General features: G+C 71.3%; 19 protein-coding genes. 3 read left to right on the forward strand and 16 right to left on the reverse strand.

What is annotated here, in order from left to right; all coding sequences use genetic code 11:
* Positions 1-61: 61 nt before the first annotated feature.
* The 15 genes from PV364_RS33475 to pgsA form a co-directional block, all read right to left on the reverse strand.
* Positions 62-2,542 carry a bifunctional (p)ppGpp synthetase/guanosine-3',5'-bis(diphosphate) 3'-pyrophosphohydrolase gene (locus PV364_RS33475; RefSeq protein WP_319664373.1) on the reverse strand — a complete coding sequence of 827 codons (2,481 nt, stop codon included), beginning with the start codon at positions 2,540-2,542 and terminating at the stop codon, positions 62-64.
* A gap of 193 nt (positions 2,543-2,735) precedes the next feature.
* Positions 2,736-3,296: an adenine phosphoribosyltransferase gene (locus PV364_RS33480; protein WP_319664374.1), complete on the reverse strand. Its 561-nt coding sequence runs from the start codon at positions 3,294-3,296 to the stop codon at positions 2,736-2,738.
* A 26-nt stretch (positions 3,297-3,322) separates the two neighbouring features.
* Positions 3,323-4,480 carry a protein translocase subunit SecF gene (secF, locus tag PV364_RS33485; protein ID WP_319664375.1) on the reverse strand — a complete coding sequence of 386 codons (1,158 nt, stop codon included), beginning with the start codon at positions 4,478-4,480 and terminating at the stop codon, positions 3,323-3,325.
* Positions 4,480-6,249, reverse strand: coding sequence for a protein translocase subunit SecD (gene secD / locus PV364_RS33490; RefSeq protein WP_319664376.1), 1,770 nt, complete (start codon positions 6,247-6,249; stop codon positions 4,480-4,482). The genes secF and secD overlap by 1 nt, the downstream gene beginning before the upstream one ends.
* A gap of 125 nt (positions 6,250-6,374) precedes the next feature.
* Positions 6,375-6,806, reverse strand: a complete 432-nt coding sequence (gene yajC, locus PV364_RS33495) for a preprotein translocase subunit YajC (RefSeq protein ID WP_319664377.1) — start codon at positions 6,804-6,806, stop codon at positions 6,375-6,377.
* A 167-nt stretch (positions 6,807-6,973) separates the two neighbouring features.
* Complete coding sequence (gene ruvB, locus PV364_RS33500) at positions 6,974-8,038, reverse strand: Holliday junction branch migration DNA helicase RuvB (protein WP_319664380.1); 1,065 nt, start codon at positions 8,036-8,038, stop codon at positions 6,974-6,976.
* A 46-nt stretch (positions 8,039-8,084) separates the two neighbouring features.
* Entirely contained in the window at positions 8,085-8,696 is a 612-nt protein-coding gene (gene ruvA, locus PV364_RS33505) for a Holliday junction branch migration protein RuvA (RefSeq protein ID WP_319664381.1), read from the reverse strand.
* Positions 8,693-9,229: a crossover junction endodeoxyribonuclease RuvC gene (gene ruvC / locus PV364_RS33510; protein WP_319664382.1), complete on the reverse strand. Its 537-nt coding sequence runs from the start codon at positions 9,227-9,229 to the stop codon at positions 8,693-8,695. The genes ruvA and ruvC overlap by 4 nt, the downstream gene beginning before the upstream one ends.
* Before the next feature lie 132 nt (positions 9,230-9,361).
* Entirely contained in the window at positions 9,362-10,114 is a 753-nt protein-coding gene (locus PV364_RS33515) for a YebC/PmpR family DNA-binding transcriptional regulator (RefSeq protein ID WP_319664383.1), read from the reverse strand.
* 61 nt (positions 10,115-10,175) lie between these two features.
* Complete coding sequence (gene pdxT, locus PV364_RS33520; protein WP_319664410.1) at positions 10,176-10,775, reverse strand: pyridoxal 5'-phosphate synthase glutaminase subunit PdxT; 600 nt, start codon at positions 10,773-10,775, stop codon at positions 10,176-10,178.
* A gap of 84 nt (positions 10,776-10,859) precedes the next feature.
* On the reverse strand, positions 10,860-11,816 hold the full coding sequence (gene pdxS / locus PV364_RS33525; RefSeq protein ID WP_319664384.1) for a pyridoxal 5'-phosphate synthase lyase subunit PdxS: 957 nt from the start codon (positions 11,814-11,816) through the stop codon (positions 10,860-10,862).
* Between the two features lie 58 nt (positions 11,817-11,874).
* On the reverse strand, positions 11,875-12,432 hold the full coding sequence (locus tag PV364_RS33530) for a hypothetical protein (protein ID WP_319664386.1): 558 nt from the start codon (positions 12,430-12,432) through the stop codon (positions 11,875-11,877).
* A 59-nt stretch (positions 12,433-12,491) separates the two neighbouring features.
* A complete protein-coding gene (locus PV364_RS33535; protein WP_319664388.1) occupies positions 12,492-13,652 on the reverse strand; it encodes a glycosyltransferase family 4 protein in 1,161 nt (386 codons plus the stop codon).
* Positions 13,649-14,647 carry a phosphatidylinositol mannoside acyltransferase gene (locus PV364_RS33540; protein ID WP_319664389.1) on the reverse strand — a complete coding sequence of 333 codons (999 nt, stop codon included), beginning with the start codon at positions 14,645-14,647 and terminating at the stop codon, positions 13,649-13,651. The genes PV364_RS33535 and PV364_RS33540 overlap by 4 nt, the downstream gene beginning before the upstream one ends.
* Positions 14,644-15,303 carry a phosphatidylinositol phosphate synthase gene (gene pgsA / locus PV364_RS33545; RefSeq protein WP_401979074.1) on the reverse strand — a complete coding sequence of 220 codons (660 nt, stop codon included), beginning with the start codon at positions 15,301-15,303 and terminating at the stop codon, positions 14,644-14,646. Before pgsA ends, PV364_RS33540 begins: the two co-directional genes overlap by 4 nt.
* Positions 15,304-15,547: 244 nt before the next feature.
* Here pgsA and PV364_RS33550 point away from each other — a divergent pair, with 244 nt between their 5' ends.
* Both PV364_RS33550 and PV364_RS33555 read left to right on the forward strand, forming a co-directional pair.
* The gene (locus PV364_RS33550; RefSeq protein WP_319664391.1) at positions 15,548-17,761 is read left to right on the forward strand and encodes an elongation factor G-like protein EF-G2; all 2,214 of its coding nucleotides are present in this window, start codon (positions 15,548-15,550) and stop codon (positions 17,759-17,761) included.
* 127 nt (positions 17,762-17,888) lie between these two features.
* Positions 17,889-19,583, forward strand: a complete 1,695-nt coding sequence (locus tag PV364_RS33555) for a hypothetical protein (protein WP_319664393.1) — start codon at positions 17,889-17,891, stop codon at positions 19,581-19,583.
* Between the two features lie 30 nt (positions 19,584-19,613).
* Here the strand turns inward: PV364_RS33555 and PV364_RS33560 are convergent, their stop codons facing one another.
* The gene (locus PV364_RS33560; protein ID WP_319664394.1) at positions 19,614-20,174 is read right to left on the reverse strand and encodes an HIT domain-containing protein; all 561 of its coding nucleotides are present in this window, start codon (positions 20,172-20,174) and stop codon (positions 19,614-19,616) included.
* Between the two features lie 66 nt (positions 20,175-20,240).
* On the opposite strand from PV364_RS33560, the gene PV364_RS33565 reads away from it, so the two are divergent.
* Positions 20,241-20,918 carry a potassium channel family protein gene (locus PV364_RS33565; RefSeq protein ID WP_319664396.1) on the forward strand — a complete coding sequence of 226 codons (678 nt, stop codon included), beginning with the start codon at positions 20,241-20,243 and terminating at the stop codon, positions 20,916-20,918.
* Positions 20,919-20,944 lie beyond the last annotated feature (26 nt).

A 20,944-nucleotide genomic window follows, 5' to 3' on the forward strand; every position in this document is an offset into this window, starting at 1 on the left:
ACGGGCCCCGCGCGCTGTCGTGGGCTTCCAGCCGCCCCCTGGAGCGCGCTGTCGGCGCCTGTCAGCGCTGGCGTGCCGAGGTGACCCGGTAGACGTCGTAGACGCCCTCCACGCCGCGTACGGCCTTCAGGACGTGGCCCAGGTGCTTGGGATCGCCCATCTCGAAGGTGAAGCGTGAGGTGGCGACCCGGTCACGGGAGGTCTGGACGGCCGCGGACAGGATGTTGACGTGCTGGTCGGACAGCACGCGCGTGACGTCCGACAGCAGGCGCGAGCGGTCCAGGGCCTCGACCTGGATGGCGACCAGGAAGACCGACGACTGCGTGGGCGCCCACTCGACCTCGATGATCCGCTCGGGCTGCTGCGACAGCGCCTCGACGTTGACGCAGTCCGCACGGTGCACGGAGACGCCGTTGCCGCGGGTGACGAAGCCGATGATCGGGTCGCCCGGCACCGGAGTGCAGCACCGCGACAGCTTGACCCACACGTCCCGCTCGCCCTTGACGATGACACCCGGGTCGGCGGCCGACCGTCGCTTGGTGCGGCTGCGCGAGGGCATCGTGATCTCGGCGATGTCCTCGGTCGCGCCCTCTTCGCCGCCCAGCGCCTCGACGAGCTTCTGCACCACCGACTGGGCGGTGATGTGCCCCTCGCCGATCGCCGCGTACAGCGCGGAGATGTCGGGATAGCGCATCTCGTGCGCCAGGGTGACCAGCGAGTCGCCGGTGAGCACGCGCTGGATCGGCAGGCCCTGCTTGCGCATGGCGCGCGCGATGGCGTCCTTGCCCTGCTCGACGGCCTCCTCGCGGCGCTCCTTGGAGAACCACGCGCGGATCTTGTTGCGCGCCCGCGGGGACTTGACGAAGCCCAGCCAGTCGCGGGACGGCCCCGCCCCGGCGGCCTTGGAAGTGAAGACCTCCACGGTGTCGCCGTTGTCGAGGGTCGATTCCAGCGGCACCAGACGGCCGTTGACGCGCGCGCCGATGGTGCGGTGACCGACCTCGGTGTGCACCGCGTAGGCGAAGTCGACCGGCGTGGCACCCGCGGGCAGCGCGATGACGTCGCCCTTGGGCGTGAAGACGAAGACCTCGTTGCGCGACAGGTCGAAGCGCAGCGACTCCAGGAACTCGCCCGGGTCCTCCGTCTCCTTCTGCCAGTCCAGCAACTGCCGCAGCCACGCCATGTCGTTGACCGCGTCGTCCTTCTTCGCGGACTTGGGGCTGTCGGTGCGCACCTTGGAGGCGCCGGCGACGGCCTCCTGCTTGTACTTCCAGTGCGCCGCGATGCCGTACTCGGCGCGGCGGTGCATGTCGAAGGTGCGGATCTGGATCTCGACCGGCTTGCCGCTGGGCCCGATGACCGTCGTGTGCAGCGACTGGTACATGTTGAACTTGGGCATCGCGATGTAGTCCTTGAACCGCCCCGGTACCGGGTTCCACCGCGCGTGGATGGTGCCCAGCGCCGCGTAGCAGTCGCGGACGGTGTCGACCAGGACCCGGATGCCCACCAGGTCGTAGATCTCGGCGAAGTCGCGGCCCCGCACGATCATCTTCTGGTACACGCTGTAGTAGTGCTTCGGGCGGCCGGTGACGGTCGCCTTGATGCGGGCCGCGCGCAGGTCCTGCTGCACCTGGTCGGTGACGACCGCCAGGTACTCGTCCCGCTTGGGGGCGCGCTCCGCGACGAGCCGGACGATCTCGTCGTACATCTTGGGGTAGAGGATCGCGAAGGCGAGGTCCTCCAGCTCCCACTTGATGGTGTTCATGCCCAGCCGGTGCGCCAGCGGGGCGTAGATCTCCAGCGTCTCGCGGGCCTTCTTCTCCTGCTTCTCCCGCTTGAGGTAACGCATGGTGCGCATGTTGTGCAGACGGTCGGCGAGCTTGATCACCAGGACCCGCGGGTCCTTGGCCATCGCCACGACCATCTTGCGGACGGTCTCGGCCTGCGCGGCCTCGCCGAACTTGACCTTGTCCAGCTTGGTGACGCCGTCCACCAGCAGGGCGACCGAGTCGCCGAAGTCGCGGCGCAGCGCGTCCAGGCCGTACTCGGTGTCCTCCACCGTGTCGTGCAGCAGCCCCGCCATCAAGGTGGCCGGGTCCATGCCGAGCTCGGCCAGGATCGTCGTCACCGCGAGCGGGTGCGTGATGTACGGGTCACCGCTCTTGCGCTTCTGGCCGCGGTGCCAGCGCTCCGCCACCTGGTAGGCGCGCTCGATCTGGCGCAGCTGCGACGCGTCGCCCTTGGGATCGTTGCTGCGCACTATGCGCAGCAGGGGCTCCAGCACCGGGTTGTACGGGCTGGAACGCTGCACGCCCAACCGGGCGAGGCGTGCGCGGACGCGGTTCGACGAGGTCGCGGGCCGGTTCGGCGCCACGCTGCCGGGGGTGCGCACGGGCCGGGCTCCCGGTGTCGCCGGCGGCGCCTTGGGAGCTGTGCTCTCCGCAGGGGCGGCAGGCGCGGCGGAAGGAGCCGCGGAGACGGAGGACGCCTCGCGGCCCTCCGCGGCGGTCATCGGCTGGGTCGACCTGGCCTCGTCTTGCAAGGGCACTCCTTCTGGGCCCCTCCTGTCCGAGAACGGGCAAGGAGGGAGGGTCCGGTACCCCATGGTAGCGATGTGACCGGGTGAACCGCGTCCCGTCCCGCCCCTCCCGTCCCGCGGCACGCCGGAACGGGCCCGGAACGCCTGTGGTGCCCGGTCGCACGACCGGGCACCACAGGGACGGCGACGTTGCCGCTCAGACCGCGATCAGGGCCTCCAGCGGGGCCCCGGCCAGGGACGGGGCGAGCCGCGCGCGGCCGCCCAGGAAGCCGAGCTCCAGCAGGACGACGACGCCGGCGACCTCGGCGCCGGTACGGCGGATGAGGTCGAGGGAGGCCTCGGCCGTCCCGCCGGTGGCGAGGACGTCGTCGATGACGAGCACCCGGTCGCCGGCCCCGAACGCGTCCTGGTGGACCTCGATCTCGGCCGTGCCGTACTCCAGCTCGTACCTCTGCCCATGCGTGGCCGCGGGGAGCTTGCCCGCCTTGCGGACCGGGACGAAGCCCAGTCCGGCGCGGGCCGCGGCCGGGGCGGCGAGGATGAACCCGCGCGCCTCCAGTCCGACGACCTTGTCGGCGCCGTGCCGGGCGCAGACCTCGGCGAGGGCGTCGACCAGGGCGCCGAACGCGCCCGGGTCGGCGAGCAGCGGGGTGATGTCCTTGAACGTCACGCCCGGCTTGGGGTAGTCGGGCACGTCCCGGATACGGCTGAGCAGCAGGCTGCGCAGCTCGCTCCGGGCGGCGTCCGTTGTCGTCATCTGTGGTGTTCCTCGGTGCTTCTGCTTCAGCGGCGCTTGCCGGACGGGCGGTTGCGGCCGCGGTTGCGGGACGGCGTCTCGCGCCGGCCGCCGGCCGCTCCCGCGGTGGCGGCGTGCGGGTCGTCGTCGTCGTGGTCACCGTGGTCACCGGGGCCGCCGTCCGCCGCTTCCGCGGAGTCCTGCGGGTCGTCCCCGCCCAGCTCGGCACGGCGGGCGTCGGCGGCGCGCTTGGCGAGCACCCGCTTGCGCAGCGCCTTCATCTGCGGGTCGCGCTCCTTGAGGTCCGCGACCAGCGGGGTCGCGATGAAGATCGAGGAGTACGCACCGGCGGTGAGGCCGACGAAGAGCGACAGCGCGATGTCGTTGAGCGTGCCCGCGCCGAGCAGCCCGCCACCGACGAACAGCAGGCCGGCGACCGGCAGCAGCGCCACGACCGTGGTGTTGATCGACCGCACCAGGGTCTGGTTGAGGCTGCGGTTGGCGAGCTCGCTGTACGTGTAGCGGTTCTGCTTGGTGATGTCCTTGGTCGTCTCCTTCAGACCGTCGAAGACGACGACGGTGTCGTAGAGGGAGTAACCGAGGACGGTGAGCAGACCGATCACCGTGCCGGGCGTGACCTCGAAACCGACGATCGCGTACACGCCGATGGTGATGGTGAGGTCGTGCAGCAGCGCGATCAGGGCGGCCACGGCCTTGCGCCACTCGAAGGCGATCGCCATGTAGATCGTCACCAGGACCATGAAGATCACCAGGCCTTCGAAGGCCTTCTTGGAGATCTCCTCGCCCCAGCTCGGACCGATGATCTGCGGGTCGATGTCGCCCGGCTTGATGTTCAGGTCCTGGGCGATGTCGCCCTGGATCTTCTTGGCCTCGTCGAGCGTGATGTCGCTGATCTGGATGCGGACGCTTCCCGTGCCGAGCTTCTGCACGAGGGCCTGATGCCCGTCGGTGTCGCTGTCGATCCGGTCCTGGACCTGTGACACCGACATCGAGGTCTTGGGCGTGGTGAACACCGCGCCGCCGGAGAACTCGATACCGAGCTTCAGGCCGTTGACGACCAGACCCAGGATCGCGGCGACCGTGATCAGGATCGAGACGGTGTACCAGATCTTGCGCTTGCCCACGAAGTCGTAGGCGATCTCGCCCCGGTGCAGGCGGTGCCCGAGGTTTCCGAGCCGGGACATCAGGCCTCCTTGACGTCGGTACGGCCCGCGGGGCGGCGGGTGCGGCGCAGCGGGGGGGTGACGCCCAGGGCGCGCGGGTCGAGTCCGGACCAGGGATGTCCGCCGGCGTAGAACTTCTTGCGCGCGAGGATCGTCATGAGCGGCTTGGTGAACAGGAAGACCACCGCCACGTCGAGCAGCGTCGTCAGGCCGAGGGTGAAGGCGAAGCCCTGCACCTTGCCGACGGAGACGATGAACAGGACGGCGGCGGACAGGAACGACACGAAGTCCGAGACGAGGATCGTGCGCCGGGCGCGCGGCCATCCGCGGGCCACGGCGGGCTGCAGGGAGCGGCCCTCACGCAGTTCGTCACGGATGCGTTCGAAGAACACGATGAAGGAGTCGGCGGTGATACCGATGGCGACGATGGCACCACAGACCGCCGGCAGGTTCAGCGCGAAGCCGATGGCCGGGCCGAGCAGCGTCATGATCTCGTAGGTCAGGATCGCGGAGACCACGAGGCTGAGGATCGCGACGAAGCTCAGACCCCGGTAGTACGCGATCAGGTAGAGCATGACCAGCGCGAGACCGACCGCGCCGGCGATGATTCCGCCGTGCAGCTGCTCGCCGCCGACCGCCGCGGAGACCTTGGTGACGTCGGACTTGTCGAAGGTCAGCGGCAGGGAGCCGTAGGACAGGACATTGGACAGATCCTGCGCGCTCTCCTGGGTGAAGCTGCCGTAGATCTCCGCGCTGCCGCTCAGGGTCTGGTTCACCGAGGGGGCGGAGACGACCTCGTTGTCCAGCACGATCGCGAACTGGTTGTTCGGCGGCTGCTGCTGGGAGAGCTGCGAGGTGATCTTCGAGAAGTCCTTGGAGCCCGTGCCGTCGAAGGACAGCGTGACGACCCAGCCGTTGCCGCTCTGCGTGTCGTACTGGGCGGCCGCCTTCTTGACGTTCTTGCCGTCGACGGCGGACGGGCCCAGCGCGTACTTGGCGCGGCCGTCCTGGCTGCACGCGACGATCTTGTCGGTGGGCTTGGCCTTCAGGTTGAGGTTCGCGCGGGCTTCCTTGTCGGAGCAGTCCAGCGCGGCGAGCTTCGCCTGCAGGTCGGCCGGGATCGAGGTGTCCAGCGTGCTGCCCGGGGCGGCCGGGGTGGTGGCCGGCGCGCTCGCCGGAGCCGACGGGGGCGCCGAGGCCGGCGCGGACGGCGTGCTGGACGAGCCCGACTTCAGCGCGTCGGTGACGGCGCGACCCTGCGTCGAGGAGCTCGGGGACGGGGAGGTGCTGCTCGTCGCCCCGGTCGAGGCCGTCGGGGAGGGCGAGGCCGGGGACGACGCCTTCCCGGAGGGGCTGGACGAGGGAGAGGGCGAAACGGGCGGGGTGTTGGCCACCTCGGCGAGCACGGGCCGGAAGTAGAGCTGGGCCGTGGTGCCCACCTGCTTCTCCGCCTGCTCCGCGTTCGTGCCCTTGGGGATGTTGACGATGATGTTGCGATCGCCCTGCGTCTGGACCTCGGCCTCGGACACACCGAGACCGTTGACACGCCGCTCGATGATGCCGACGGCGGTGTCCATGTTGGTCTTGTTGATCGCGTTGGACTGATCGCTCTTGGCCGTCAACGTGATGCTCGTGCCGCCGGCGAGGTCAATGCCCAGTCGCGGCGTCGTGTGGCCGGAGAGGAACATCCCTCCCGTGAGCGCCACGATGGCCAGCAGGATCACTGCCAGCGCCCGCCCGGGGTATCCCTGGCTCCCCGAGGGCTTGCGGCCCCTCTTCGGTGCTGCCACCTTCTCGATTCTCCCTGTCCAACCGCCCTGCGGACCTGCGCGCGCAGCAGGGCGGCACGATGTGTTGTACGGACGTGCCGACGCGTAAACGTACCTGCCCCGGGTGTCGTCCCGGGGCGGCGGCGTTACTTGGAGTCGGTGCCGTCCGTCTTGGGGGCGTCCTGCACCTTGGCCTCGTCCGTGGACTTGGCGAGGTCGACGCGGTCCTCGTCCTCGGCGGAGTCGTCGGCGTGCTCGGCGTCGGTGGCCTCGAACTCCGGCTCGGGCTCCGGCTCGATGCCGTGGACGATGCGGTCGTACTCGGCCTGGTCCAGCACGGCCGCGATGGCGTTCTTCGCGAAGTGCGCGTGCACACCGTCGGCCAGCTCGAGCAGCACCGTGTCGTCGTTGACCTCCTTGACGACCGCGTACATGCCGCCGATGGTGCGGATGCCGGCACCCGGCGCCATCTGGTTGCGCATGTCTGCGGCCTGGCGCTGCTTGTTCTTGGCGGAGCGGGTCATCAGCAGCATGACACCGATGATCAGAACGAAAGGCAGGATCTGGATGAGGTTCATGGTGTCAGGACGGTCCTTCGCATGGCCACGGTGGCCTCGTCTACGGGATCTGCGGGCTTGGGTCGTCGTTCCGGAGGACGACGTCGGCGGAGTCTAAGCGTTCGTTCGCCGCTGGAACAACGCCAAGCATTACACCGTGGTTCCTGCGGCGGCGAGTCTCCCCGCCGTCAAGGGCCGAAGAGCCCGTCTTGCCCGGGTCCGCCGCCCTGCGGGGGCACGAGTCCAAGGTGTGCCCACGCGGCGCGAGTGGCCACCCGACCGCGCGGTGTGCGCGCCAACAGCCCCTCGCGCACCAGGAACGGCTCGGCCACCTCCTCCACCGTCTCGCGCTCCTCCCCCACGGCCACCGCCAGTGTCGACAGCCCCACGGGCCCGCCGCCGAAGAGCTTGAGCAGCGCCTGCAGAACGGCCCGGTCCAGCCGGTCCAGGCCGCGGCCGTCGACCTCGTAGACGTCCAGGGCGCGCGCGGCGATCTCCCGGGTGATCCTGCCGTCGGCCTTGACCTGGGCGAAGTCGCGGACGCGGCGCAGGAGTCGGTTGGCGATGCGCGGGGTGCCGCGGGAGCGGCCGGCGATCTCCGCGGCGCCGTCGGCCTCGATGCCGACGTCCAGGAGCCGGGCGGAGCGGTGGATGACGCGCTCCAGTTCGGCCGGGGCGTAGAACTCCATGTGGCCGGTGAAGCCGAAGCGGTCGCGCAGCGGCGGCGGCAGCAGTCCGGCCCGGGTGGTGGCGCCGACGAGCGTGAACGGGGGCAGTTCCAGGGGGATGGCGGTGGCGCCGGGGCCCTTGCCGACGATGACGTCGACGCGGAAGTCCTCCATCGCCATGTAGAGCATCTCCTCGGCGGGCCGGGACATCCGGTGGATCTCGTCGAGGAAGAGCACCTCCCCCTCGGCGAGGGAGGACAGGATCGCGGCGAGGTCGCCCGCGTGCTGGATCGCGGGGCCCGAGGTGATGCGGATGGGAGCGCCCATCTCGGCCGCGATGATCATGGACAGGGTGGTCTTGCCGAGCCCGGGCGCGCCGGAGAGCAGCACATGGTCCGCGGTGCCGCCCCGTTGGCGGGCGGCCTTGAGGACCAGGTCCAGTTGTTCGCGGACCCTTTCCTGGCCGACGAACTCGTCCAGCGCCTTGGGCCGCAGAGCCGCTTCGACGGCCTGGTCCTCGCCGTCGGCGGAGGCGCCGACCAGACGATCGGCGGTGGTCGGTACGGACTCGTCGTCCCAGTTCACTTCGGTGCGCCTTACGGTCAGCGGACTGCGGTCAGCGGGCGGGGGTTCAGCGGGTCCGGTTCAGGGTCTGCAGGGCGGCCCGCAGGAGGGCGCCGACGTGCGGTTCGGCACTCGCCTCGGCCTGCGGGGCGACGGCCGCGACGGCCTCCTCCGCCTCACGGGGCTGGTAGCCCAGGCCGATGAGCGCGGTGTGCAGCTGCTCGCGCCAGGAGGCGGGCCCGGCGGCCGCGGCGGGACGGGCGGCCGCGCTGCCCACGGGTGCGCCCAGACGGTCCTTGAGCTCCAGCAGAAGGCGCTGGGCGCCCTTCTTGCCGATGCCCGGCACCAGGGTGAGCGCCTTCTCGTCACCCGTGGCGACGGCGGCGCGCAGGGCGTCGGGCGTGTGCACGGCCAGCATCGCCTGGGCCAGCCGGGGGCCGACGCCGCTGGCGGTCTGCAGCAGCTCGAAGACCTGGCGTTCGTCGTCGTCGGCGAAGCCGTAGAGGGTCAGGGAGTCCTCGCGCACCACCAGGGAGGTGGCCAGCCGGGCCTGCTCGCCCAGCCGGAGCGCGGCCAGGGTGCCCGGGGCGCACTGCACGGCCATGCCGATCCCGCCGACCTCGATCACCGCGGTGTCGGGGGCGAGGGCCGCGACGGGCCCGCTGACGAAGGCGATCATGAGGTGCGCTCCTGGATTCGTGCTCGGGCGGCCGCGTGCGCCTGCTGCAGGCGATTGGTCGCGGTGCCGCGCCAGATGTGACAGATGGCCAGCGCCAGCGCGTCGGCGGCGTCCGCGGGCTTGGGCGGGGCGTCCAGCCGCAGCAGCCGGGTGACCATGGCGCCCACCTGGGCCTTGTCGGCCCGGCCGCTGCCGGTGACGGCGGCCTTGACCTCGCTGGGGGTGTGCAGGTGCACCGGCAGGCCGCGGCGCGAGGCGCACAGGATGGCCACCGCGCTCGCCTGCGCCGTGCCCATCACGGTGCGGACGTTGTGCTGGCTGAACACCCGTTCCACGGCGACGGCTTGGGGCCGGTACTCGTCCAGCCAGGCCTCGATGCCGCGTTCGACGAGGACGAGGCGCTCGCCGATGTCGGCGTCCGCGGGGGTGCGGACCACCCCGACTCCGGCCATCCGCAGGGGTGTTCCGGGGGCGCCGTCCACCACGCCGACACCGCACCGGGTCAGTCCCGGGTCCACGCCGAGCACACGCACCGCGCCCCTCCCTCCTTCGGTCAGCTGTTCAGCCGTTCCTGGAGGTTATCGGGTGGCACCGACAACGACGGCGGCCCGGTGGGGGTGTGTCCCCACCGGGCCGCCGCGCGAGCCGTACGGCGCCGGGGCCGCTCAGGCGTCGACCTTCTCCATGATCTCGTCGGAGACGTCGAAGTTGGCGAAGACGTTCTGCACGTCGTCGCTGTCCTCGAGCGCGTCGATGAGCTTGAAGATCTTCCGGGCGCCCTCCTCGTCCAGTTCCACCTGCATGGTGGGGACGAAGTTGGCCTCCGCGGAGTCGTAGTCGATGCCCGCCTCCTGGAGCGCGGAGCGGACCGCGACCAGGTCGGTGGCCTCGCTCAGCACCTCGAAGGACTCACCGAGGTCGTTGACCTCCTCGGCGCCCGCCTCCAGGACCGCGCCGAGCACGTCGTCCTCGGAGAGCTCGGCCTTGGGGACGATCACGACGCCCTTGCGGTGGAACAGGTACGACACCGAGCCCGGGTCGGCCATGGAGCCGCCGTTGCGGGTCATCGCGACGCGCACGTCGGAGGCGGCACGGTTGCGGTTGTCGGTGAGGCACTCGATGAGCACCGCGACACCGTTCGGGCCGTAGCCCTCGTACATGATCGTCTCGTAGTCGGCACCGCCCGCCTCGAGACCGGCACCGCGCTTGACCGCGCTGTCGATGTTCTTGTTGGGCACCGAGCTCTTCTTCGCCTTCTGGATGGCGTCGAAGAGGGTCGGGTTGCCGGAGATGTCGGCACCGCCGGCGCGTGCCGCGACTTCGATGTTCTTGATCAGCTTCGCGAAGAGCTTGCCGCGCTTGGCGTCAATCACGGCCTTCTTGTGCTTCGTCGTAGCCCATTTAGAGTGGCCGGACATCAGCCTGTCTCCTTCACGTCACCGATTGCTTCACGAACACTGCGATCCTACCGGGATCGTGTCACCCGGCGGCGCGCACCATGTCGACGAAGTAGCGGTGCACCCGGTGGTCCCCGGTCAGTTCGGGGTGGAACGAGGTGGCCAGCAGGTCGCCCTGGCGCACGGCGACGACCGTGCCGTCGTCGAGTCGGGCCAGCGAGGCGACCCCGCTGCCGGTGGACTCGACCCAGGGGGCGCGGATGAAGACGCCCTCCACCGGGCCGCCGTCGACGCCCTCGACCTCGACCGCGGTCTCGAAGGACTCGTTCTGCCGTCCGAAGGCGTTGCGCCGCACGGTCATGTCGATCCCGCCGAAGGTCTCCTGGTCGTCGCGGCCGTCCAGGATCTTGTCGGCGAGCATGATCATGCCGGCGCAGGTCCCGTAGACCGGCAGGCCCTCGCGGATGCGCTCGCGCAGCGGCTGCATCATGCCGAAGAGCACGGCCAGCTTGGACATGGTGGTCGACTCGCCGCCGGGGATCACCAGACCGTCGATCTCGGCCAGTTCCTCGGGCCGGCGGACCGGGCGGGCGAGGGCGTCGGCTTCGGCGAGGGCGACGAGGTGCTCACGGACGTCGCCCTGGAGGGCGAGGACGCCGACGGTCGGAGTACTGCGTGACAGGGGTGGCACGGTGGAGCCTTCCGGAGGTCTGGGTCGGGCACGGCGGACGGGCAGGCCGTCACCGGCCCGCCCGTCGCGGGGCGCTCACCAGCCGCGGTTGGCGTACCGCTCGGTCTCGGGCAGGGTGTCGCAGTTGATGCCGACCATGGCCTCGCCCAGGTTGCGGGAGGCGTCCGCGATGATCTTCGGGTCGTCGTAGAAGGTGGTGGCCTTCACGATGGCGGCGGCGCGCTTGGCCGGGTCGCCGGACTTGAAGATGCCGGAGCCGACGAAGACGCCCTCGGCACCGAGCTGCCGCATCAGCGCGGCGTCGGCCGGGGTGGCCACACCGCCGGCCGAGAACAGCACGACCGGCAGCTTGCCGAGCTCGGCGACCTCCTTGACGAGCTCGTAGGGGGCGCGCAGCTCCTTGGCGGCGGCGTACAGCTCGTGGTTGTCGTAGCCGCGCAGGCGGGCGATCTCGTTCTTGATCTGGCGCAGGTGGCGGACCGCCTCCACGACGTTGCCGGTGCCGGCCTCGCCCTTGGAGCGGATCATGGCCGCGCCCTCGGCGATGCGGCGCAGGGCCTCGCCCAGGTTGGTGGCGCCGCAGACGAAGGGCGTGGTGAACGCCCACTTGTCGGAGTGGTTGACCTCGTCGGCCGGGGTGAGGACCTCGGACTCGTCGATGTAGTCGACGCCGAGCGACTGCAGCACCTGGGCCTCGACGAAGTGGCCGATGCGGGACTTGGCCATGACCGGGATCGAGACGGCCTCGATGATGCCCTCGATCATGTCCGGGTCGGACATGCGCGCCACGCCGCCGTCCTTGCGGATGTCGGCCGGGACCCGCTCCAGGGCCATGACGGCCACCGCGCCGGCGTCCTCGGCGATCTTCGCCTGGTCCGGGGTGACGACGTCCATGATCACGCCGCCCTTGAGCTGCTCGGCCATGCCGCGCTTCACGCGCGCGGTGCCGGTCTCAGGGGACTGGGGGGTGCTGGGAAGCGTGCTGGACACGGTGACCTCACTCGGCGACGGGACTTCTGGGGGGAGCGGCATTTGCCCTGTATCCCATGGTGGACCGCGCGAAGTGGACCGGAAAAGGGCCAATCGCGCCTCAGTGGCCTGCCGCGCCGTCCGCGGTGAGGACGGCCGGGGGCTCGTCGTCCATTTCGAACGTCACCGGCCGCGGGGCGTGCCCGGCGAGCCGGAACCAGCGCACCTTGCGGTGGGCGCGCAGCGCCCGGGCGGCGCGCACGGCGTCGTTGTGGAAGCGGCGGGCCATCGGCACGCGGCGCACCGCCTGGGTGAGTTCCCGGGCGGTGTCCTCGCCGCCGGGCGCCTGCCGCACGGCGTCGACCGCGTCGGCCTCGGAGAACACCGCCCGCAGCGCCTGGCTCAGCTCGCTCTCGGCCACCTCGCGCTGGTCGTCCTCCGCCTGCCGGGCCGAGTGCGCGGCCTCGTAGAGCACGATGCTGGCCGCCGGGTCCAGCACGCCCGCCGTGGCGAGCTCCTGGGCCACCGAGGCCCTGCGCAGCAGCTGTGCGTCCAGCGCGGCGCGGGCGGCGTCGATGCGCGCGTGCAGCCGGTCCAGCCGGCCCGCGGTCCAGCTCAGATAGAGGCCGATGGCGACAACCGCCACGGCCACCCAGATGATGGTGGTCACGGGCGGCAAGGCTACCGGTGCGCGGGGCGCGGCCCGCCGGGCGGCGGACCGTCACCCCTCGCGACGGCTCAGTCGCGCGCGAAGCCGAACCGGGCGCGCAGCCCGACGCGCTCGTCGGCGGCCACCGCCGCGGCGCCCGCGGTGACCGTCTCGTAGACCGCCAGGATGTCCGAGGCCACCCTGGACCAGTCGAAGCGCCGCACGTGCCGCGAGCCGAGTTCGCGCAGCTGGGCCCGGCGCTCGGGGTCGCCGAGCAGCCGTACCGCCGCCTCCGCGAGGGCCTGCGGGTCCTCGTTGGGGAAGACCTCGCCGGCCGCTCCCTGGTCGAGCACCTGGCGGAAGGCGTCCAGGTCGCTGGCGAGCACCGGGGCGCCCGCCGACATCGCCTCGACCAGGATGATCCCGAAGCTCTCGCCGCCGGTGTTCGGCGCGACGTACAGGTCGACGCTGCGCAGCAGGCGCGCCTTGTCCTCGTCGCTGACCATGCCGAGGAACTCCACGCGCGAGCGCATGTCCGCGGGCAGGTCCTCCACGGCCTCCTTCTCGTCGCCGCGCCCGGCGACCAGCAGGCGGGTACCGGGGCGCTCCGCGAGGATCCGGGGAAGCGCCTTCATGAGCACGGGCAGCCCCTTGCGGGGCTCGTCGATGCGCCCGATGAAGCCGATCGTCCCGTTCTGCCACTCGGACTTGGGCTGGGCCTCGGCGAAGAAGCGCACATCGACGCCGTTGGGGATGACCACGGCGTCCCCGCCCAGGTGCTCGACCAGAGTGCGCCGCGCGTACTCGCTGACCGCGATGCGGGCGCTGATCTTCTCCAGGGCGGCCTGGAGGATGGGGTAGGCGGCGATCATCGCCCGCGAGCGGGGGTTCGAGGTGTGGAACGTGGCCACGATCGGCCCCTGCGCCGCCCAGCAGGTGAGCAGCCCCAGCGAGGGCGACGAGGGCTCGTGGACGTGGATGACGTCGAAGGCGCCCTCGTGCAGCCAGCGCCGCACCCGGGCGGCCGACAGGAAGCCGAAGTTGAGGCGGGCCACCGAGCCGTTGTACGGGACGGGGACGGCCCGTCCCGAGGAGACGACGTAGGGCGGCAGCGGGGTGTCGTCGTCCGCGGGGGCCAAAACGGAGACCTCGTGGCCGAGCGCGATCAGGTGCTCGGCCAGGTCGCGGATGTGGAACTGGACGCCTCCGGGGACGTCCCAGGAGTACGGGCTGACAATCCCGATCCTCAAGATTTCTCCGTTCCGGAGCGGTCGGAGGCGGTGCCGGACACGGGAGGGGACGCCGCGACGGACCCGCCGGGTTGCCCGGGAACACCGGTGCCGGCCGGCTCCTCCGGACGGGCTTCGAGGTCCTCGAGCCACAGCCGTTGCAGCATGTGCCAGTCCTCGGGGTGCTCGGCGATCCCGGCGGCGAAGACGTCCGCGAGCCGCTGCGTCATGGCGGCGGTCCTCTCGGTGCGCGTGCCGCCCTCGGGGACCTCCACAGGGGGGTGGACGCGGCCCTGGAGGGTCCGCGAGGCGTCGTACCAGAGGGTGACCGGCAGCAGGAGCGCGCCGGTCTGCACGGCGAGCAGCGCGGGCCCGGCAGGCATCCGGGCGCGCGCGCCGAAGAAGTCCACCGGGACGCCTGAGGCGGACAGGTCGCGGTCCGCCACCAGGCAGACCAGGCCGCCGTCGCGCAGCCGCCGCGCCAGGGTGCCGAAGGCGGCGCCGCCGGTGTGCGGCAGCACCTCCATGCCCAGGCCCTCGCGATAGGCGACGAACCGGTCGTACAGAGTCTCCGGCTTGAGGCGCTCGGCGACGGTGGTGAAGGGCACGCCGAGCTTGGTGGTGACCCAGGCGCCGGCGAGGTCCCAGTTGGCCATGTGCGGCAGGGCGAGGACGACACCGCGGCCCGCGGCCAGGCCGTCCTCCAGGTGGTGCAGGCCCTCGGCGGCGAAGCCCTCGCGGACGCGTTCCTCGCTCCACGCGGGCAGCCGGAAGGACTCCATCCAGTAGCGCAGGTAGGAGCGCATGCCGGCCCTGGACAGCTCGCGCAGGCGGGCCCCGTCGGCGTCCGGCACGACCCGCGCCAGGTTGTTCTCCAGCCGGGTCACGCCCTTGCCGCGCCGGCTCCACGCGAAGTCGGCCACCGCGCGCCCCAGGCCGTTCGCCACCGGCTCGGGGAGGCGCTTGACCGCGCCCCAGCCCAGTCCGTACAGCGCGTCGGTCAGCCGGTCCTTCACGCCGCCCCGCTTCCTTCGCGCGCCGCGGCGTCGGCCTCGAAGGCCTCCCGGCGCACGGTGATCACCCGCTGCACCAGCGTGACCAGGCTGCCGACGGCAACGATCCACAGCGCGATCGGCAGCAGCCACTGGATGCCCGGCACGCCGAACTTGTGCAGACCGGCGAAACCGCAGGCCACCAGCGAGATCACCAGGCGCTCGGCGCGCTCGACGAGCCCGTTGACGGCGACCGGGAGGCCGATGCTCTCGCCACGTGCCTTGGTGTACGACACCACCTGACCGCTGGCGAGGCAGAAGATCGTCACCGCGCACAGCACGAGGTCGTCGCCGCCCCCGGCGTACCACAGGGCGAGGCCGCCGAAGATGGCCGCGTCGGCGACCCGGTCGAGCGTGGAGTCGAGGAACGCCCCCCACCGGCTGGAGACGCCGGCCTGGCGGGCCATGTTGCCGTCGACCAGGTCGGAGAAGACGAAGAGCGTGATCACGACCGTGCCCCAGAAGAACTCGCCCCTGGGGTAGAAGACCAGCGCTCCCGCGACCACGCCTCCGGTGCCGATCAGCGTGACCGTGTCCGGGCTGACGCCCAGGCGCAGCAGAAACGCGGCGAACGGTGTGAGAACACGCGTGAAGAATGCACGCGCGTACTTGTTCAGCATGGCCTTCCCGGAGGTCGGTGGTGCCCGGCGCGGCTCCGGCGGCCGCCCGGCTGGCCCATCGTAGCCAGGTGGGGTGTTCCGGATGCGCCGGGCTCCCGCCCCACGGGCACACGTACGACGTATGGACGCACCGTGACGCGCGTGGGAAGGTCGAATTACCGCGGGCGCCGCAGAGGCCGCCCTGGTCGGGTGGTCTCCCGTGGCGCGCAGTCCCCATGCCGTGACGGACCGGGAGGCGAGGCACATGGGTGACAGGAGAGACGCAGGCCCAGGAGCCGCCGGAAGGGCATCGGCGGCCGACCGGCCCGCCGACGTACGCAACGTGGTGCTGGTCGGCCACAGTGGCTCCGGGAAGACGACACTGGTCGAGGCACTCGCCCTGGCCACCGGGTCGGTGAACCGCGCCGGGCACGTCGCCGACGGCGGCACGGTCTCCGACCACGACGAGATCGAGCACCGCCAGCAGCGCTCGGTGCAGTTGTCGCTCGTCCCGGTCGAATGGGACGGAATCAAGATCAATCTGCTCGACACCCCCGGCTATGCCGACTTCGTGGGTGAGCTCAGGGCCGGTCTGCGCGCTGCGGACGCGGCCCTGTTCGTCGTCTCGGCCGCCGACGGCGTGGACGGCGCGACCCGCATGGTCTGGGACGAGTGCGCGGCGGTCGGCATGCCGCGCGCGGTGGTCATCACCCATTTGGAGGCGGCACGCGCCTCCTTCGAGGAGATGACCGAGACCTGCCGCCAGGTCTTCGGCGGCGACTCCCCCGAGTCCGTGCTGCCGCTGTACCTGCCGCTGCACGGCCAGGAGAGCGCCGGCGGCGACGGGCACCGGCCGGTGACGGGTCTGATCGGGCTGCTGTCGCAGCGGATCTACGACTACTGCTCGGGCGACCGGGAGGAGGGCACGCCCGCGCCCGACGACGTGCCGGTGATCGACGAGGCCCGGGCCCGGCTCATCGAGGGGATCATCGCCGAGAGCGAGGACGAGACCCTCATGGACCGCTACCTCGGCGGCGAGGAGCTGGACCGGAAGACCCTGGTCCAGGACCTCGAACGGGCCGTCGCCCGCGGCTCGTTCCACCCCGTGCTCGCCGCCGCCCCCGCGGCGGAGGGCTGCACGCAGGGCATCGGCACCGTGGAGCTGCTCGAACTGATCACGGGTGGCTTCCCGACCCCGCTGGAACGCGAGGTCCCGCGGGTCAGCACCCCGCAGGGCACGCCGCACGACCAGCTGACCTGCGACCCGGACGGGCCGCTGGCGGCCGAGGTGGTCAAGACCTACTCCGACCCGTACGTGGGCCGGATCAGCCTGGTGCGGGTCTTCTCCGGCACGCTGCGCCCCGACGAGACCGTCCATGTCTCCGGGCACGGGCTGGAGGACCGGGGTCACGAGGACCACGACGTGGACGAGCGGATCGGCGCGCTGTCCTCGCCCTTCGGCAAGCAGCAGCGGCCGGTGCCGCACTGCGTCGCGGGGGACCTGGCGTGCGTGGCGAAGCTGACCCGGGCGGAGACCGGCGACACGCTCTCCTCCAAGGACGACCCGCTGCTGATGGAGCCGTGGCTGATGCCCGACCCGCTGCTGCCGGTCGCCATCCGGGCGCACAGCAAGGCCGACGAGGACAAGCTGTCGATGGGCCTGTCCCGGCTGGTCGCCGAGGACCCGACGATGCGGCTGGAGCAGAACCCGGACACCAACCAGGTGGTCCTGTGGTGCCTGGGCGAGGCCCACGTCGACGTCGCGCTGGAGCGGTTGCGCACCCGCTACGGGGTCCAGGTGGACTCGATCCCGCACAAGGTGGCGCTGCGCGAGACGTTCGGCGAGAAGGCGACGGCACGGGGCCGGCACGTCAAGCAGTCCGGCGGGCACGGCCAGTTCGCGATCTGCGACATCGAGGTCGAGCCGCTGCCGGTCGGTTCCGGCATCGAGTTCGTCGACAAGGTCGTCGGCGGCGCCGTGCCGCGGCAGTTCATCCCGTCGGTGGAGAAGGGCGTACGGGCGCAGGCCGCCCGGGGCGTGGCGCTGGGCTTCCCGGTGGAGGACATCCGGATCACGCTCGTCGACGGCAAGGCGCACTCGGTGGACTCCTCGGACGCGGCCTTCCAGACCGCGGGCGCGCTCGCCCTGCGCGAGGCGGCGTCGCACTGCCGCATCCATCTGCTGGAGCCGGTGAGCGAGGTCCAGGTGATGGTGCCCGACGAGTACGTCGGGCCGGTCATGAGCGATCTGTCCGGCCGCCGGGGCCGGGTGCTGGGCACCGAACCCGTCGGGCAGGGCCGCACCCTCGTACGGGCCGAAGTGCCGGAGATAGAGATCGGTCGCTACGCGGTCGATCTGCGTTCGCTCTCGCACGGAATGGGTCGCTACCGGCGCATCCACGCCAGGCACGAGCCGATGCCTCCGCAACTGGCGGCCAAGCTGAGAGAGCAGCACGCCCAGGAGGTGGGCGCCAAGTAGCCCACGGGCGGCACAAGTCGGCGGGCCCGGCGGAACGATCAAGTTCCGTCGGGCCCATGACGCATGTCACACACCCGTATACGCTGTGTGGGCAGCACGGGAGGAATGCCGAGGCTGTGGCCGGGGAATGTGCCGGACGGGCTTTCGCCTGCGCGGACGGCACGAGGAGGGGGCGCTAGTGAGCAACAGTTACGACTTCCTGAGCCCGGGCGCGCAGATCCCGCTGAGCGGCGCCGACGGCCAGACGGCCGCCACCCAGGCGCTGGCCTCGGCCGCCTACCGGGACGGCAAGCTCGACGCGCTGTCCGAGGCGGACGCGGGCATGACCGTCGTCACCCCTCCCAAACTCTCATTGCTGCAGGCCAACTTGGGCGAGGCCTTCGCCCGCGCCGTGCAGAACCGGATGCTCGGCGCGGCGCGCAACGAACTGGTGCAGTCCTTCGGTGCCGAGCCGCAGACCGTCGTCGAGCACTGCCTGGCCGCCAATCGCATCCGGCAGGAGCGGGACAACCGGCTGACCGGCATCATGGTCGTCTTCGGCCTGGTCTTCCTGCCCGGCGTGCTGCTCTGGCTGGGCGCGTTCCAACTGCGCAGCACGATCAAGAAGGCCGAGGGGTCGCGCACCGGGCTGCTGGGCTCCGTCGTGCTGCTGGTGGTCGGCTTCTTCGCCGTCCTCTTCGTCCTCAACCCGCCACTGACCGGCTTCTGGTCGCAGTACCTGCGCGTCATGATGGTCGCGCCGGTGCTCGGCTGGTTCTGGGCGAAGCGGATCTGCGAACGGACCGCCAAGGACCTGCGGGACCGCTGGGCGGGGCTGGTCTCCGGCAGCGGCGTGGGCGCCAAGATCCCCGAGGCGGTGCCCCGCAACCCCAACGAGACCCGGGCCGAGAAGCTGCGCCAGAGCCTGGCCAAGCTCTCCGCCGAGCAGCAGAGCAACGTGGTCTTCTACGCCGGGCCCAAGGGCATACTCGGCATGGGAACCCGCTGGGGCGACTGGCAGATGGCCGAGGAGCTGACCCCGCGGGAAGGCCTCGGCGAGATCCACCCGTTCCGCAGCTGGGACGTCATCAAGGCGGTGCACGGCCGGCTGCGCGAGCTGGAGCGCGGCCCGCTGCACACGGGCGGCTTCCCCAAGCCGGTCATACGCCATTGGATCGTCGCGCCGATCGGTGAGGGCGCCAAGAAGGTCACCCGGCCCACCGGGGCCGACGTCGAGGGCTACACCGTCAGGGACTTCGAGATACAGCGGATCTGCAACGAGCAGCAGTTCGGCAAGGGCAACCGCCACTACCTCGGGGTCCAGTTCGTCCTGTGGGACGGGCAGTTGGTGATAACCCTGCTGGTCACCGTGACCGTGCTGGCGAGCACCCTGCGCGTGGAGGTCACCGGTCACGCCCTGGGTCCCGTGCACTCGCTCTTCACCTCGGCGCCCGACCCCAAGGAGAAGAAGGTCAGCCACCCGGTGAAGTTCTGGGAGACCAGGACGGTCGCCATGCCGCTGGTCGAGAGCGACGAGGTGGTGCGGCTCGCCGCCCGCGCGCCGCTGTCCCGCTTCCCCCAGGTGCTGGAGTACCTGGGCGGCAAGATCGTCCTTCCCGAGCCTTTCGGGCTGCGGCACACCTGGGCCTCGGCGCCCTGGACGCACCGCTTCATGGCCGACGACGCCCTGCGCGCGGCCACCCCGGTGCTGCGCGCGGTCCACTCCGCCGCCATCGAGGTCATGCGGGAGAACGGCGTGGACACCGAGAAGTTCGCCAGCCGCTCGCTCTTCCTGAGCACCGCGGTGCAGAGCGCCACCCCGTCCGAGGCCGACGTCTACTGACACCGTCCCCGGCGGTCGCAGGCCGCCGGGTCAGCCGGTGGGCCAGGCGTCCGCGAGCATCTTGCGGGTGTCCGCGAGGAGCTGCGGCAGCACCTTGGTGTGCCCGACCACCGGCATGAAGTTGGTGTCGCCGCCCCAGCGCGGCACCACGTGCTGGTGCAGGTGCGCGGCGATCCCGGCACCGGCGACGGCACCCTGGTTCATGCCGATGTTGAAGCCGTGGGCGCCCGAGGCCGACCGGAGGGCGGCCATGGCCCGCTTGGTGAAGTCCGCCAGCTCGGCGGTCTCCGCCAGGTCGAGGTCGGTGTAGTCGGCGACATGGCGGTACGGGACCACCATCAGGTGACCGCCGTTGTACGGGTAGAGGTTGAGGACCGCGTACACGGCGGTGCCACGGGCGATGACCAGCCCGTCCTCGTCGCTCATCTCCGGAATCGCGCAGAAGGGACAGCCGTCCCCGGCCCCGGGGCCGGTCGGCTTGTTCTCACCCTGGATGTACGCCATGCGGTGCGGCGTCCACAGGCGCTGGAACGCGTCCTGCGTCCCCACTCCGTTCTGCAGTTCCGGCTCACTCGTCATGCCTTGCAGCATATGGCGTCGGCCCCGGTCAGCGTGTCGCCGGGGGCGCTCCCCCGCGCAGCGCAGGATGCTGGCCCCATGCCCTTGCAAGACGAGCGGCGGCTGCGCGAGTGGGAGCGCCGCGGGAGCGTGCCGCTGTCCCTGTCGTCCCTGGTGTTCCTCGTCACCTACGCCGTGCGTGTGCTGGCTCACGGCCTGCCGCGCGACGTGCGTGACCTCCTGCTGCTGATCACCGTCGTGACCTGGGCCTTCTTCATCGCCGACTATCTGCTGCGGGTGGCGGTGGCACCCCACCGCTGGTCCTATGTGCGCCGCCGCTGGCTGGACCTGGTGGTGGTGATCATGCCCCTGCTGCGTCCGCTGCGCATCCTGCAGAACTACTCCACCGTGCAGAGCCGCCAGGAACGGCCCCGGCTCTCCCTGGAGGCCCGGGTGATGTCCTACGCCGGGCTCACCACGCTGCTGCTGGGCTTCGCGGCGAGCGTGCAGGTGTACGCGACCGAGCGGCAGGCACCCGGCGCCACCATCCGCACCTACGGCGACGCGGTGTGGTGGGCCTGCTCCGCCGTGACCACGACCGGCTACGGCGACGTGGTGCCCGTCACGGCCAAGGGGCGGCTGATCGGGGCCGGCGTGATGATCCTGGGCGTCGTCCTGATCGGCGCGGTCGTCGGCTCCTTCTCGTCCTGGCTGACCAAGAGCTTCCGCCGTCCCGAGGAGCGCGGGGACGGACAAGGGCCCCCGGGGGACGGGTAGTCCTCCCGGGGGCCCTTGCACGCCGT

The sequence above is a fragment of the Streptomyces sp. MI02-7b genome (assembly GCF_033793585.1).
In the GTDB taxonomy this organism is placed as follows: domain Bacteria; phylum Actinomycetota; class Actinomycetes; order Streptomycetales; family Streptomycetaceae; genus Actinacidiphila.